We start from the raw sequence: 13,930 nt of genomic DNA, 5'->3' as shown, positions 1-13,930 counted from the left end.
GACAGGATGATCAAGCCCGACCTCGACCAGGAGCTCCCCGAGCAGCTCGGCGCCGTGCACTTCGTCGGCATCGGCGGTTCCGGCATGAGCGGGATCGCCCGCCTGCTGCTGGAGGCCGGCCACCGGGTGACCGGCTCGGACCTGCGGGATACGGACGCGGTCGCGGAGCTCCGCGCGGCAGGTGCGGAGATCGCGATCGGCCACGACGCGGCCAACGTCGGCGACGCCGACACGGTCGTGGTGACGGGCGCCCTCTGGCAGGACAACCCCGAGTACCGGCGGGCGATCGAGTCGGGCATCCCCGTGCTCCATCGCTCGCTCGCCCTCAACTGGCTGATCCGGGGTCACCGGCTCGTGTCGGTCGCCGGCGCGCACGGCAAGACCACCTCGACCGGCATGATCGTGACGGCGCTGCGCGAGCTGGGCGCCGACCCGGGCTTCGTCAACGGCGGGGTCATCGCCGGGTACGGGCGCAGTTCGGCCTACGGAGCCGACGAGCTCTTCGTGGTGGAGGCCGACGAGTCCGACGGTTCCTTCCTGCTGTACGACACCGCGATCGCGCTCATCACGAACGTCGACGCCGACCACCTCGACCACTACGGCACGCAGCAGGCCTTCGAGGACGCCTTCGTGCGCTTCGCCCAGGAGGCGCGCGAGTTCGTGGTCGCGTCGAGCGACGACCCCGGCACCCTCGCGGTCACCCGGCGCCTCGTCGACAAGCGGGTCGTGACCTTCGGCCACGCCGAGCACGCGGAGGTGCGCGTGCTCGACGTCGTCGCCGACGGCCCGGTGTCGTTCACCCTCGGCTACGAGGGTCGCGAGCTCCCCGTGCAGCTGGCCGTCCCGGGCGCCCACAACGCCGTCAACGCCGCGGGCGCGTTCGCCGTGCTCGTCGCCATGGGCCACGATCCGGAGGCCGTGGTGCGCGGCCTCGAGGCGTTCGCCGGCACGGGGCGCCGCTTCGAGCTCCACGGCGAGGTGCGCGGTGTGCGCGTCTTCGACGACTACGCCCACCATCCGACCGAGGTCGCCGCCGCGCTCGCCACGGCGCGCTCGGTCGTGGGATCCGGGCGCGTGATCGCCATCCACCAGCCGCACCTCTACAGCCGCACGCGGATGATGGCGGGCGAGTTCGCCGCCGTGTACGAGGAGCTCGCCGACCACACGGTCGTGCTCGACGTGTACGGCGCCCGCGAGGATCCGGAGCCCGGCGTCACGGGCGCGCTCGTCGCCGAGCGCTTCGCGGATCCCTCGCACGTCGACTTCCTGCCCGACTGGCAGGCCGCCGCCGACCGCGTCGCCGAGATCGCCCGCGACGGCGACCTGGTGATGACCCTCAGCTGCGGCGACGTGTACCGCATCATCCCGCAGGTGATCGAGGCTCTGGGATCGGAGCGCACGTGAGCGGACGGCGCGCGTGAAGCGGCCCGAGGGGTTCGACGCCCCCGCCCCGCCCGCAGCGGAGCGGCCGGCACCGCGCTCCCGCGCCGCCCGTCCGGATGCCGCGCGTCGCCGCGAGGCGGCGACGGCCGAACCCGCCCGCGCGTCGACGCCTGCGGCCCCCGCCGCGCCGCCGCGCCCCGCGCGGAAGCGCCCGCCGCGCCCCTCGGCCAGCCGTGTCGCGGATGCCGAGCTCCGCGCGGCGGAGCGCGCCCGCAGGCGCGCCGAGAAGCACGAGCTCAAGCGGTTCACGCGGCGCGCGCGTCGCCGTCGCATCGCCTGGCTCGGCGGGATCGGGGTGGTGGTCGCGCTCGTGGCGATGAGCATCGGCGCGGTCTACTCGCCGCTGCTCGCGCTGCGCGACATCCGCGTCGACGGCACGACGAGCCTCGACCCCGCCCGGATCGTGGACGCGGTCGACGGCCAGCTCGGCACCCCGCTCGCACTGCTCGACCAGGACGCGCTCCGCGACGAGCTCGGCTCGTTCACGCTCATCCGCAGCTATTCGACCGAGATCCTGCCGCCCGGGACCCTCATCATCCACGTGGTCGAGCGCGCGCCGGTCGGCGTGATGGTCGCGGGTGGGGCCTTCGACGTCGTCGACGCGGCGGGCGTCGTGCTGGGCTCGGTGCCCCAGCGGCCTGCGGGGCTGCCGCTCATCCAGGTCGCGGAGGCGGACGTCGATTCGGCCGCGTACCGCTCGGTCGCCGAGGTGCTGCTCGCGATGCCGGATGCGCTCCGGGGCCAGGTCGACACCATCTCGGCGTCCACGCGCGACGACGTCACCCTCACCCTGGCGGGCTCCGCCCAGCGCGTCGAGTGGGGTGCCGCCGAGGATTCGGATCACAAGGCCCGCGTGCTGGCGGCGCTCATCGCGATCCACGGGGGAGCGGGCGCCGGCAGCTACGACGTGTCGGCTCCCGGCACCGCGGTCTTCCACGAGGACTGACGGTGCTCCGGCTGCGTGAGCCGTCCTCCGTTTCGCGACACGCGGGGTGTCGCACGATGGCGGCGAGTGCGCGCGCTTACCGTGAGGGCACCAGAACAGTACTGAGAAAGACTCCAAACTTCAAGTAGAGGTTGAGGGTTTTCTCCAGGAGGCCGGACGTGACTTCGAACCAGAACTACCTCGCCGTCATCAAGGTCGTCGGTATCGGCGGCGGTGGCGTGAACGCGGTGAACCGGATGATCGAACTGGGCCTCCGCGGCGTCGAGTTCATCGCCATCAACACCGACGCCCAGGCGCTGCTCATGAGCGACGCGGACGTCAAGCTCGACGTCGGGCGCGAGCTGACCCGCGGACTCGGCGCGGGCGCCGACCCCGAGGTCGGCCGTCGCGCCGCCGAGGACCACGCGGAGGAGATCGAGGAGGCCCTCGCGGGCGCCGACATGGTCTTCGTCACCGCGGGCGAGGGCGGTGGCACCGGCACCGGCGGAGCGCCAGTCGTGGCCCGCATCGCCAAGTCGATCGGCGCCCTCACGATCGGCGTCGTGACCAAGCCCTTCGGCTTCGAGGGCAAGCGCCGGCAGGCGCAGGCCGAGATCGGTGTCGCGACCCTCAAGAACGAGGTCGACACCCTCATCGTCGTCCCCAACGACCGGCTGCTCGAGATCAGCGACCGGGGCATCTCGATGCTCGAGGCGTTCTCGACCGCCGACCAGGTGCTCCTCGCGGGCGTCCAGGGCATCACCGACCTCATCACGACGCCGGGCCTCATCAACCTCGACTTCGCCGACGTCAAGTCGGTCATGCAGGGCGCGGGCTCCGCGCTCATGGGCATCGGCGCGAGCCGCGGAGCGGACCGCGCCATCAAGGCGGCCGAGCTCGCGGTCGCGAGCCCGCTGCTCGAGGCATCGATCGACGGCGCGCACGGAGTGCTCCTGTCGATCCAGGGCGGGTCGAACCTCGGCATCTTCGAGATCAACGACGCCGCGCGCCTCGTGCAGGAGGCCGTGCATCCGGAGGCGAACATCATCTTCGGCGCGGTGATCGACGACACCCTCGGCGACGAGGTGCGCGTCACCGTGATCGCGGCGGGCTTCGACGGCGGAGAGCCGAGCTCCCGCCCCGTGCACACCGAGAAGCGCAGCAACTTCGTCGAGGCGCCCGTGCCGGTGGCGGTCGCCGCCGCGGCCGAGGGTGACGAGCCGTCGCCCTCGGAGGGATGGGCGCGTGAGCCGGAGGTCCCCGTGGTCGCGTCTCTCGACGACTTCGACGACGACGGCGACCTCGACATCCCCGACTTCCTCAAGTAGCCGATGGGCGCCGACGCACCGCTCGCCGAACGGCTCGCGGCGGTCGACGCCGCCATCGCGGACGCGGCGCGTGCCGCCGATCGGGATCCCGGAGAGCTCACCCGCATCGTCGTCACGAAGTTCCATCCGGCGTCGCTGGTGCGGGAGCTGGCGGCTCTCGGCGTACGCGATGTCGGCGAGAACCGGCACCAGGAGGCCCAGGCGAAGGCGGCCGAGACGGCCGATCTCGCGCTGAACTGGCATTTCGTGGGACAGCTCCAGAGCAACAAGGCGCGCGCCGTGCGGCGCTACGCCCGAGCGGTGCACTCGGTGGACCGGGATTCGCTCGTCGACGCCCTCTCCGACCCCGACGCCGCCGCGCTCGACGTCTTCCTCGAGATCGACCTCTCGGGCGAGCCGGGGCGCGGCGGCGTCGCACCGGCAGACGCCGAGCGTCTGGCCGAGCGGGTGCTCGCGGCGCCGGGCCTCGAGCTGGTCGGGGTCATGGGGGTCGCCCCGCTCGGCGAGCAGCCGCGGCCCGCGTTCGCGCGCCTGCGGGCGGTCTCGGAGCGCGTGCGCGCGATCGCACCGGGGGCCGACAGGATCTCGGCGGGGATGTCGGGCGACTTCGCCGAGGCGATCCTCGAGGGCGCGACACACCTCCGCATCGGCACGGCAATCACGGGAAAGCGCCCGGACCGAGGTTAATCTCGGGTTCAGGAACCGCACGATCCGGAGGATGTCATGGCGAACCCGCTGCGCAAGACGATGGTCTACCTGGGCCTCGCCGACGAGGACTACGACGAGGCCGCCGAGCTCGCGGCCGCCCCCGCGCCGGTCTCGCAGAGCGCCGCCGCGTCCACCCACAACCGGCCCGCGCCCGTCACCCCGCTCCGCCGGGCGAACGCGCCGCGCACGGCCCCCGCAGGCATGAACGAGATCCTCACGGTGCACCCGCGCCACTACAAGGACGCCCAGCCGATCGCCGAGAGCTTCCGCGAGGGCATCCCCGTGATCATCAACCTCTCGCAGATGAGCGAGCCCGAGGCGCGTCGCCTGATCGACTTCGCGAGCGGCCTCTCGATGGGCCTCTACGGCAAGATCGAGCGCGTCACCAGCAAGGTGTTCCTCCTCTCGCCCGAGCACGTCGCCGTGAGCGGCGAGCAGGCCGAGGCGGAGTCCGAGGTCGACGCCGGCTTCTTCGCCGAGCGCTGATCACACCAGTCACGCCAGCCACACTGGCAACCGAACGGGGGGCAGCCCGTTCTCAGCCGCGCCGCGGTACCCTGGTCCTCGCGCGACTCTCAAGCGAGGCATGAACCTTGCTACGGTTGAGGGATTCGGGAACCGGATGAGGAAAGCAATCGAGGTGCGGTCATGGCTCTGACGCCGGAAGATGTCGTCAACAAGCGTTTCAACCCGACGAAGTTCCGCGAGGGATACGACCAGGACGAGGTCGACGACTTCCTCGACGAGGTCGTCGTGGAGCTGCGTCGCCTGAACCAGGAGAACGAGGAGCTGCGCCAGCGACTGGTCGCCGCCGACTCCCGCATCAGCGAGCTCCAGCGCTCCGCCAGCCAGGCCCCGGTGTCCGCGCCGGCACCGGCCGCCGCTCCCGCCGCGGCCGCTCCCGCACCCGCCCCGGTGCCCGCCCCCGTCCCCGTCCCCACCCCGTCGGCCGCGCCCGAGCTCGCCGGGCAGGACGCCTCGATGGACCAGAGCAACACCAACAACCTGCTCCAGCTCGCGCGTCGCCTCCACGAGGAGCACGTCCGCGAGGGCATGGAGAAGCGCGATCAGCTCATCGCCGAGGGCCACGCGACCGCCGCGCGCCTCGTCTCGGATGCCGAGACCCAGCAGCGCACCGCCATCGAGGCGCTCGAGGCCGAGAAGACGGGGCTCGAGCGGCGCGTCGAGGAGCTGCGGATCTTCGAGTCGGAGTACCGCGAGAAGCTCAAGGGCTACATCGAGGGTCAGCTGCACGAGCTGGAGGCGGCCGCGCCGATCTCCGCCCCGTCCCAGCAGCCCGCGTTCGGTTCGGCGCCGCCCGCCTACGACGCTCCGGCCGTCGCCGCTCCGGCGTACGACGCGCCGACCCCGTCCGCCGCACCGGTCTACGACTCGCCGGTCGTCGAGCAGCCCGCGCAGGACTTCGGGTCGCCGTCATTCGGCGAGTACGGCCAGGCGCCCGCGCCCCAGCCGGCCACCGCGTCCGCCCCGCCCGCCTACGCCGGCTTCCCGGCGCCGCAGGTGACGGGCGAGTACCCGGCCGCGCAGCCGGAGCAGAGCTCGCAGCAGCCCGAGTACCCCGCCTACTCGCAGCGCACCAACGATTTCCCGGGCCTTGGCGGCAACTGAGCCGCAGCCCGCGCCGAGCGACACGGGGCGTGCGCGCGTGAGCGTGCGCGCCCTCGTGCTGCTCGGGGTGGTGGCTGCCGGCATCCTGGCCGTCGACCAGCTCGCGAAGTACCTCGTCGTGAGCAATCTCGAGGTCGGGCAGATCGTCCCGGTGCTGGGGGAGTTCTTCCAGCTGCATTTCGTGAAGAACTCGGGTGCCGCCTTCTCGCTCGCGAGCGGCTTCACCTGGATCCTGTCGCTCGTGGCGGTCGGCGTCATCGTCGCGATCATCGTGTTCGCCAAGCGGATCAAGTCCACCGCGTGGGCGTGGATGCTGGGGCTGCTGCTCGGCGGGGCCCTCGGCAACGTGACGGACCGTCTGTTCCGGGAGCCGAGCTTCGGCATGGGGCACGTGATCGACTTCCTGCAGTTCTGGGGTTTCCCCGCGATCTTCAACGTCGCCGACGTGGCGATCTGCACGGCGATGGGCCTCTTCCTGCTCCTGACCCTGCGCGGCGTGCGCCTCGACGGCACCAAGGCCCAGGACACCATCGAGCAGATCCCGAAGCCGACCTCGGAGGTGTGATGGAGCGGCGCGGCATGCCGATCCCGGACGGTCTGGTCGGAGACCGCGCGGACGCGGCGGTCGCCCGCCTGATGGGGTTCTCGCGCACCTTCGCGCAGGAGGTGCTCGAGGCGGGGGGCGTGAGCCTCGACGGCACCGTGCTCGGCAAGTCGGACCGCGTGCGCCCGGGGTGGCTCGAGGTCGAGTGGGCGCCGCGGCTCGAGCCGACCGTCGTGCCGCAGCTCGTGCCCGACTTCCACGTCGTGCACGACGACGACGACATCGTCGTCATCGACAAGCCGGTGGGCGTCGCCGCCCACCCCGCATCCGGCTGGGACGGACCCACGGTGCTGGGCGCCCTCGCGGGGGCAGGCTACCGGATCGCGACCTCCGGCTCGGCCGAGCGGCAGGGCATCGTGCACCGGCTCGACGTCGGCACGAGCGGGCTGATGGTCGTCGCGAAGAGCGAGCGCGCCTACAGCGAGCTCAAGCGCGCCTTCCACGACCGCGAGGTCGACAAGATCTACCACGCCGTCGTCCAGGGGCATCCCGATCCCTTCTCGGGCACGATCGACGCACCCGTCGGACGTCATCCCGGGTCGAGCTGGAAGTTCGCGGTGACGGCGGACGGCAAGCACGCGGTCACCCACTACGACACGCTCGAGGCGCTGCGTTCCGCGACGCTCCTCGAGATCCACCTCGAGACGGGGCGCACGCATCAGATCCGCGTGCACATGGCCGCGCAGCGGCATCCGTGCGTCGGCGACGCGCTCTACGGAGCCGACCCGACGCTCACGTCCCGGCTCGGGCTCACCCGGCAGTGGCTGCACGCCGTGAAGCTCGGCTTCCGGCATCCGGCGACCGGAGAGCACGTGGAATTCGAGACACGCTACCCCGCCGACCTCGAGCACGCGCTCGACGTCCTCCGCGCGGATTAGTCTGGAGTCCGGACCCCGACGGAGAAGGCGTGACGAGCAGCGATTCCTTCGTGCACCTGCACGTGCACAGCGAATACAGCATGCTCGACGGGGCGGCCCGCGTCTCCGACCTCATGAAGGAGGTCGCGGCCCAGGGGATGCCGGCGATCGCGGTCACCGACCACGGCAACAACTTCGGCGCCTTCGACTTCTGGTCGCAGGCGAACGCCAACGGCGTGAAGCCCATCATCGGCACGGAGGCGTACCTGACGCCGGGAACGCACCGCACCGACAAGACGCGCGTGCGCTGGGGCGACGGGGGAGAGGACGACGTCTCGGGCGCCGGCGCCTACACGCACATGACGATGTGGGCCGAGAACACCGCCGGCATGCACAACCTGTTCCGCCTCTCGAGCCTCGCCTCCATCGAGGGCTACTACTTCAAGCCGCGCATGGATCGCGAGCTGCTGCAGACCTACTCGTCCGGGATCATCGCCACCACGGGCTGCCCGTCCGGCGAGGTGCAGACGCGGCTGCGGCTCGGCCAGTACGAGGCGGCGCGCGACGCGGCGGCGGAGTTCCGCGACATCTTCGGCAAGGACAACTTCTTCGTCGAGCTCATGGACCACGGACTCGGCATCGAGCGCCGCGTGATGGGCGATCTCGTGCGACTCGCGAAGGATCTCGACCTCCCGCTCGTCGCCACCAACGACCTCCACTACACGCACGCCCACGACTCCTCGGCCCACGAGATCCTGCTGTGCGTGCAGTCGGGGTCGACGCTCGCCGACCCGAAGCGCTTCAAGTTCGATGCGCAGGAGTTCTACCTGAAGACCCCCGCGCAGATGCGCGAGCTGTTCCGCGATCACCCCGAGGCGTGCGACAGCACCCTCCTGATCGCCGAGCGGTGCGATGTCGCCTTCAACACCGCCGCCAACTACATGCCCCGCTACCCGGTGCCGGACGGCGAGACCGAGGAGAGCTGGTTCATCAAGGAGGTCGAACGCGGCCTGCACGAGCGCTACCCCGGCGGCATCCCCGCCGAGGTCCGCACGCAGGCCGAGTACGAGACGGGCGTCATCACCCAGATGGGCTTCCCGGGGTACTTCCTCGTCGTCGCCGACTTCATCAACTGGTCGAAGGACCACGGCATCCGGGTGGGCCCGGGACGCGGCTCCGGTGCCGGCTCGATGGCCGCCTACGCGATGAAGATCACCGACCTCGACCCCCTGCAGCACGGCCTCATCTTCGAGCGGTTCCTCAACCCCGACCGCGTCTCGATGCCCGACTTCGACGTGGACTTCGACGAGCGTCGGCGCGGCGAGGTCATCAGGTACGTCACCGAGAAGTACGGCGAGGAGCGGGTCGCCCAGATCGTCACCTACGGCACGATCAAGGCGAAGCAGGCGCTCAAGGACTCCGGTCGGGTGCTCGGCTTCCCCTTCTCGATGGGCGAGAAGCTGACCAAGGCGATGCCACCCGCCATCATGGGCAAGGACATCCCGCTCGGCGGCATCGTCGACCCCGCCCACGAGCGCTACAAGGAGGCGGGCGACTTCCGGGCGATCCTCGACACCGACGCGGACGCCCGCACCGTCTTCGAGACCGCCCGCGGACTCGAGGGCCTCAAGCGCCAGTGGGGCGTGCACGCCGCGGGCGTGATCATGTCGAGCGAGCCCCTCATCGACATCATCCCGATCATGCGCCGCGAACAGGACGGTCAGATCGTCACGCAGTTCGACTACCCGGCGTCCGAGGCCCTCGGCCTCATCAAGATGGACTTCCTGGGGCTGCGCAACCTCACGATCATCGACGACGCGCTCGACAACATCGAGGCCAACCGCGGCTTCCGCCCCGTGCTCGAGGAGCTCGAGCTCGACGACCCCGCGGCCTACGACCTGCTCGGGCGCGGCGACACCCTGGGTGTGTTCCAGCTCGACGGCGGCCCGATGCGATCGCTGCTGCGGCTCATGAAGCCCGACAACTTCGAGGACATCTCGGCCGTCATCGCGCTGTACCGTCCGGGTCCCATGGGCGCGAACTCGCACACCAACTACGCGCTCCGCAAGAACGGGCAGCAGGCGATCGCGCCGATCCACCCCGAGCTCGCCGAGCCGCTGAAGGACATCCTCGACACGAGCTACGGCCTCATCATCTACCAGGAGCAGGTGATGGCCATCGCCCAGCGGGTGGCGGGGTTCTCGCTCGGCCAGGCCGACATCCTGCGTCGCGCCATGGGCAAGAAGAAGAAGTCCGAGCTCGACAAGCAGTACGAGGGCTTCAGCGCGGGCATGAAGGAGCGCGGGTTCTCCGACACCGCGATCAAGACCCTCTGGGACATCCTGCTGCCGTTCTCGGACTACGCCTTCAACAAGGCGCACTCGGCCGCCTACGGGGTGCTCAGCTACTGGACCGCGTACCTCAAGGCGCACTACCCGGCGGAGTACATGGCGGCGCTGCTCACGAGCGTCGGCGACGCGCGCGACAAGCTCGCGATGTATCTGAACGAGTGCCGGCGCATGGGCATCCAGGTGCTGCCGCCGGATGTCAACGAGTCGATCGGCTTCTTCGCGGCCGTCGGCGAGGACATCCGCTTCGGTCTCGGCGCCGTGCGCAACGTCGGCTTCGGCGTCGTCGACCAGGTGCGGGCGGCGCGCGAGCAGAAGGGCGCGTTCACCTCCTTCCACGACTTCCTGCGCAAGGTGCCGCTCACCGCGCTCAACAAGCGCACCATCGAGTCGCTCATCAAGGCGGGCGCCTTCGACTCGCTCGGCGCCTCCCGTCGCGCGCTCATCGAGATCCACGAGGAGTCGGTCGAATCGGCGGTCGCCGTCAAGCGCAACGAGGCGAACGGGCAGGTGGGCTTCGACTTCGACTCGCTGTGGGACGAGCCCGAGGCCGTCGACCACGTGCCGGAGCGGCCCGAGTGGTCGAAGAAGGACAAGCTCGCGTTCGAGCGCGAGATGCTGGGCCTCTACGTGTCGGAGCATCCGCTCGACGGTCTCGAGGTCGTGCTCGCCAAGCACGCGTCGATCGGCATCGGCGAGCTGCTCGCCTCGGAGTCGATCCAGGACGGCGAGATCGTCACCGTCGCCGGGCTCCTCACGAGCGTCCAGCACCGCACCGCGCGTCAGTCGGGCAACCCGTACGGCGTGGTCACCGTCGAGGACTTCGGCGGCGAGGTGAGCGTCATGTTCCTCGGCAAGACCTACCAGGAGTTCGCCCCGGGGCTGCAGAGCGACACCATCGCCGTGATCCGTGCGCGCGTCAGCCAGCGCGACGACGGCATCGGACTGCACGCGCAGAGCATGTTCCTGCCCGACACCGGCCAGAGCCTCGGCTCGGGTCCCCTCGTCATCCAGGTGCCCGAGAACCGGGCGACGACCGAGGTGGTCTCCGCGCTCGGCGACGTGCTCATCCGTCACCGGGGCGACAACGAGGTGCGGTTGCGGCTGGTGCGCGGGGAGTCCGCCCGGCTGTTCGAGATCCCCTACCCGGTCGCCGTCACGGCCGACCTCTACGGCGAGCTGAAGAGCCTCCTCGGCCCGAACTGCGTTGTTTGACGACGGCGGAGGACGCTAGGCGGGGTCGCCGGGGCGCAGGTAGCTGCGCTCGTGGTAGAGCATCGCCTCGTCCTCGGCGCCCAGACCGCCGTCCTCGATCTGCACCACGATGACGGCGTTCTCGTGCACCGGGTAGCGGCCGACGATGCGGCCGAGCATCCAGGCGGGCACGTCCTTCAGCAGCGGGAGGCCGAGCGGGCCGGGCGCCCAGTGGTCTCCGTCGAAGCGGTGGTCGTGGTCACCCGCCATCGTCGCCGCGACGTCGCGATTGCGCGCGCCGAGGATGTGGATCACGACGTGGTCGGTCTGCTCGACCGCCGGCCAGGCGCTCGACACCCGCGCCATGTTGAAGGTCGCGAGGGGAGGCACGGCGGCGAGCGATGCGAGCGACGTCGCCGTGAAGCCGACCGGGTGGCCGTCGGGGTCGCGCGCCGTCACGACGGACACCCCGGCGGCGAGCCGTCGGAACGCCAGCTTGAAGGCGGACAGATCGTCGACGATCCGGGGTTCGTGCGCGGTGCTCTCGTGTTCCATCGTCTGGTTCCAACCTCGTGCGGGGCCGGCGCATTCCACGCCCCCTAGCATTGTCTCGCGATGATCCAGACCCTCGACCTCCGTGGAACCCGTCCGACACGCGCCGAACTCGGCGCACTCATCCCGCGCGCCCGTGTGGACGTGGCCGTCGCTGCCGAGGCCGCCCACGCCCTCATCGAGGACGTCCGTGCGCGCGGATCGGAGGCGCTCCGCGACCAGTCGGAGCGCTTCGACGGCGTGCGTCCCACCGCTCTGCGGGTGGAGCCGGAGGCGATCGCGGCGGCCGTGGAGGCGCTCGACCCCGCGGTGCGCGCCGCCGTCGAGGAGGCGATCACCCGGGTGCGCCGCGCCTCCGCGGCTCAGGTGCCGCCGCCCGCCGTCACCGAACTCGGCCCCGGCGCGCGCGTCGAGCAGCGCTGGCAGCCCGTGGCGCGCGCCGGCTTCTACGTGCCGGGCGGCAAGGCGGTCTACCCGTCCAGCGTCATCATGAACGTGGTCCCCGCGCAGGTCGCGGGCGTCGGCTCGGTCGTCATCGCCTCGCCTGCGCAGGCGGAGCACGGCGGGTCCGTCCACCCGACCATCCTCGCCGTGGCGGGGCTGCTCGGCGTCTCCGACGTGTTCGCGATGGGCGGTGCGGGCGCCATCGGCGCACTCGCCTACGGCGTGCCCGACGCGGGGCTCGACCCCGTCGACATCGTCACGGGGCCCGGCAACGTCTACGTCGCCGCGGCGAAGCGCCTCGTGCGCGGCGTCGTCGGCATCGACGCCGAGGCGGGTCCCACCGAGATCCTGGTCATCGCCGACGCGGAGGCCGACCCGGTCCTCGTCGCGGCCGACCTGCTGAGCCAGGCGGAGCACGACGAGCTCGCCGCCGCTATCCTCGTCACCGACGCCCCCGAGCTGGCCGTGCGCGTCGCCGCCGCACTCGAGCCCCAGCTCGCCGCGACCGCGCACCGCGACCGTGCCGCCGCCGCGCTCGACGGACCGCAGTCGGCGATCGTGCTCGTCGACGACCTGCCCGCCGCCGCCGAGTTCAGCAACCTCTACGGCCCGGAGCACCTCGAGCTGCTGACCGCCGACCCGGATGCGCTGCTCGCGCGGATCGACGCCGCCGGCGCCGTCTTCCTGGGCGAGTACTCGCCCGTGAGCCTTGGCGACTACCTCGCCGGGTCGAACCACGTGCTGCCCACCGGTGGACAGGCGCGGTTCTCCTCGGGCCTCGGGGCGGCGACCTTCCTCCGCCCGCAGCAGGTGGTGCGATACGGGCGCGAGGGCCTCGCGGAGGTGGCCGACCGCATCCGCGCCTTCAGCGACGCGGAGCAGCTGCCGGCTCACGGCGACGCCGTACAGCGTCGCTTCGAGTGAACCGACGCCCCGGACGGGCGTCGGCGCTGGCGTCGCGGCGAAGGCCAGAAATGGCCTTCGCTTCGAGCTCCAGCGCGCACGGCGACGCCGTACAGCGTCGCTTCGAGTGAACCGACCACGCGTCTCGCGGCCGCCGCGGGTATCCTGAGCGGGATGTTCTGCCCCTTCTGCCGTCACCCCGACAGCCGGGTCATCGACTCGCGGACGAGCGATGACGGCTTGTCGATCCGGCGACGCCGCCAGTGCCCCGAGTGCGGGCGGCGGTTCTCGACGACCGAGACCGCGAGCCTCAACGTGATCAAGCGCTCCGGCATCGTCGAGCCGTTCAGTCGCGAGAAGATCGTGTCGGGCGTGCGGAAGGCCTGCCAGGGGCGCCCCGTGAGCGATGCCGACCTCGCGCTCCTCGCGCAGCGCGTCGAGGAGACCATCCGGGCGACGGGCGTGGCGCAGATCGACGCCAACGACATCGGGCTCGCCATCCTGCCGCCGCTGCGGGAGCTCGACGAGGTCGCCTACCTGCGCTTCGCGAGCGTCTACCAGGGCTTCGACTCGCTCGAGGACTTCGAGGCCGCGATCACGCTGCTGCGTGTCGCGCACGCCCCCGAACACGACACGGAGGGCGAGGGCGCCGCGCTCCAGTAGCCTGGAGCGCGGCATGTACCGACTCCTCTTCCGGCTCGTCCTGTCGCGCTTCGACCCCGAGACCGCCCACCACCTCGCGTTCGTCGTCATCCGCATGCTCGGATGGCCGGTGCTGCGCACCCTCGCTCGGGCGCTGACCCGCCCGGACGGGTCCCTCGCGGTGCGCACCCTCGGGCTGGAGTTCCCGTCGCCGTTCGGCCTGGCGGCCGGGTTCGACAAGGAGGCGCTCGGCATCCCCGGTCTCGGCGCGCTCGGCTTCGGCCACGTGGAGGTCGGCACGATCACGGCGCGGCCGCAGCCCGGCAACCCGAAGCCGCGGCTGTTCCGCTTGA

Annotated in this window: 12 protein-coding genes and 1 pseudogene; 12 read left to right on the top strand and 1 reads right to left on the bottom strand. The window is 71.4% G+C overall.

Annotated features, from left to right (window positions below):
• The first annotated feature begins 6 nt into the window (after positions 1–6).
• The 9 genes from murC to dnaE all read left to right on the top strand — a co-directional run bounded on the left by murC (position 7) and on the right by dnaE (position 11,057).
• A complete protein-coding gene (murC, locus tag NUH29_RS00065) occupies positions 7–1,404 on the top strand; it encodes a UDP-N-acetylmuramate--L-alanine ligase (RefSeq protein ID WP_258796823.1) in 1,398 nt (465 codons plus the stop codon).
• A gap of 13 nt (positions 1,405–1,417) precedes the next feature.
• Positions 1,418–2,389, top strand: a complete 972-nt coding sequence (locus NUH29_RS00060; protein ID WP_258796822.1) for an FtsQ-type POTRA domain-containing protein — start codon at positions 1,418–1,420, stop codon at positions 2,387–2,389.
• Positions 2,390–2,547: 158 nt separating this feature from the next.
• Entirely contained in the window at positions 2,548–3,696 is a 1,149-nt protein-coding gene (ftsZ, locus tag NUH29_RS00055; protein WP_258796821.1) for a cell division protein FtsZ, read from the top strand.
• A 3-nt stretch (positions 3,697–3,699) separates the two neighbouring features.
• Entirely contained in the window at positions 3,700–4,383 is a 684-nt protein-coding gene (locus NUH29_RS00050) for a YggS family pyridoxal phosphate-dependent enzyme (protein ID WP_258796820.1), read from the top strand.
• Between the two features lie 36 nt (positions 4,384–4,419).
• Entirely contained in the window at positions 4,420–4,890 is a 471-nt protein-coding gene (locus NUH29_RS00045) for a cell division protein SepF (RefSeq protein WP_258796819.1), read from the top strand.
• 162 nt (positions 4,891–5,052) lie between these two features.
• Positions 5,053–6,033 carry a DivIVA domain-containing protein gene (locus NUH29_RS14550; protein ID WP_308445729.1) on the top strand — a complete coding sequence of 327 codons (981 nt, stop codon included), beginning with the start codon at positions 5,053–5,055 and terminating at the stop codon, positions 6,031–6,033.
• A gap of 37 nt (positions 6,034–6,070) precedes the next feature.
• Positions 6,071–6,598 carry a signal peptidase II gene (lspA, locus tag NUH29_RS00035; protein ID WP_258796818.1) on the top strand — a complete coding sequence of 176 codons (528 nt, stop codon included), beginning with the start codon at positions 6,071–6,073 and terminating at the stop codon, positions 6,596–6,598.
• Positions 6,598–7,515 (top strand): RluA family pseudouridine synthase, encoded by a 918-nt coding sequence (locus NUH29_RS00030; protein ID WP_258796817.1) that lies wholly within the window; start codon positions 6,598–6,600, stop codon positions 7,513–7,515. The genes lspA and NUH29_RS00030 overlap by 1 nt, the downstream gene beginning before the upstream one ends.
• Positions 7,516–7,595: 80 nt before the next feature.
• Positions 7,596–11,057: a DNA polymerase III subunit alpha gene (dnaE, locus tag NUH29_RS00025; protein WP_373317414.1), complete on the top strand. Its 3,462-nt coding sequence runs from the start codon at positions 7,596–7,598 to the stop codon at positions 11,055–11,057.
• Between the two features lie 15 nt (positions 11,058–11,072).
• Here dnaE and NUH29_RS00020 read toward each other — a convergent pair whose 3' ends face one another.
• A complete protein-coding gene (locus tag NUH29_RS00020) occupies positions 11,073–11,591 on the bottom strand; it encodes a flavin reductase family protein (RefSeq protein WP_258796815.1) in 519 nt (172 codons plus the stop codon).
• Positions 11,592–11,651: 60 nt separating this feature from the next.
• On the opposite strand from NUH29_RS00020, the gene hisD reads away from it, so the two are divergent.
• The 3 genes and pseudogenes from hisD to NUH29_RS00005 form a co-directional block, all read left to right on the top strand.
• Complete coding sequence (gene hisD / locus NUH29_RS00015; RefSeq protein ID WP_258796814.1) at positions 11,652–12,956, top strand: histidinol dehydrogenase; 1,305 nt, start codon at positions 11,652–11,654, stop codon at positions 12,954–12,956.
• 153 nt (positions 12,957–13,109) lie between these two features.
• Positions 13,110–13,598 carry a transcriptional regulator NrdR gene (gene nrdR / locus NUH29_RS00010; RefSeq protein ID WP_258796813.1) on the top strand — a complete coding sequence of 163 codons (489 nt, stop codon included), beginning with the start codon at positions 13,110–13,112 and terminating at the stop codon, positions 13,596–13,598.
• Positions 13,599–13,611: 13 nt separating this feature from the next.
• Positions 13,612–13,930 (top strand): annotated as a pseudogene (locus NUH29_RS00005) (quinone-dependent dihydroorotate dehydrogenase); the annotation flags it as partial.

It is taken from the genome of Protaetiibacter mangrovi, assembly GCF_024752305.1.
Lineage (GTDB): Bacteria > Actinomycetota > Actinomycetes > Actinomycetales > Microbacteriaceae > Homoserinibacter > Homoserinibacter mangrovi.
The sequence above is the reverse complement of the archived record's forward strand: the minus strand, read 5'-3'. Positions and strand labels throughout refer to the sequence as shown.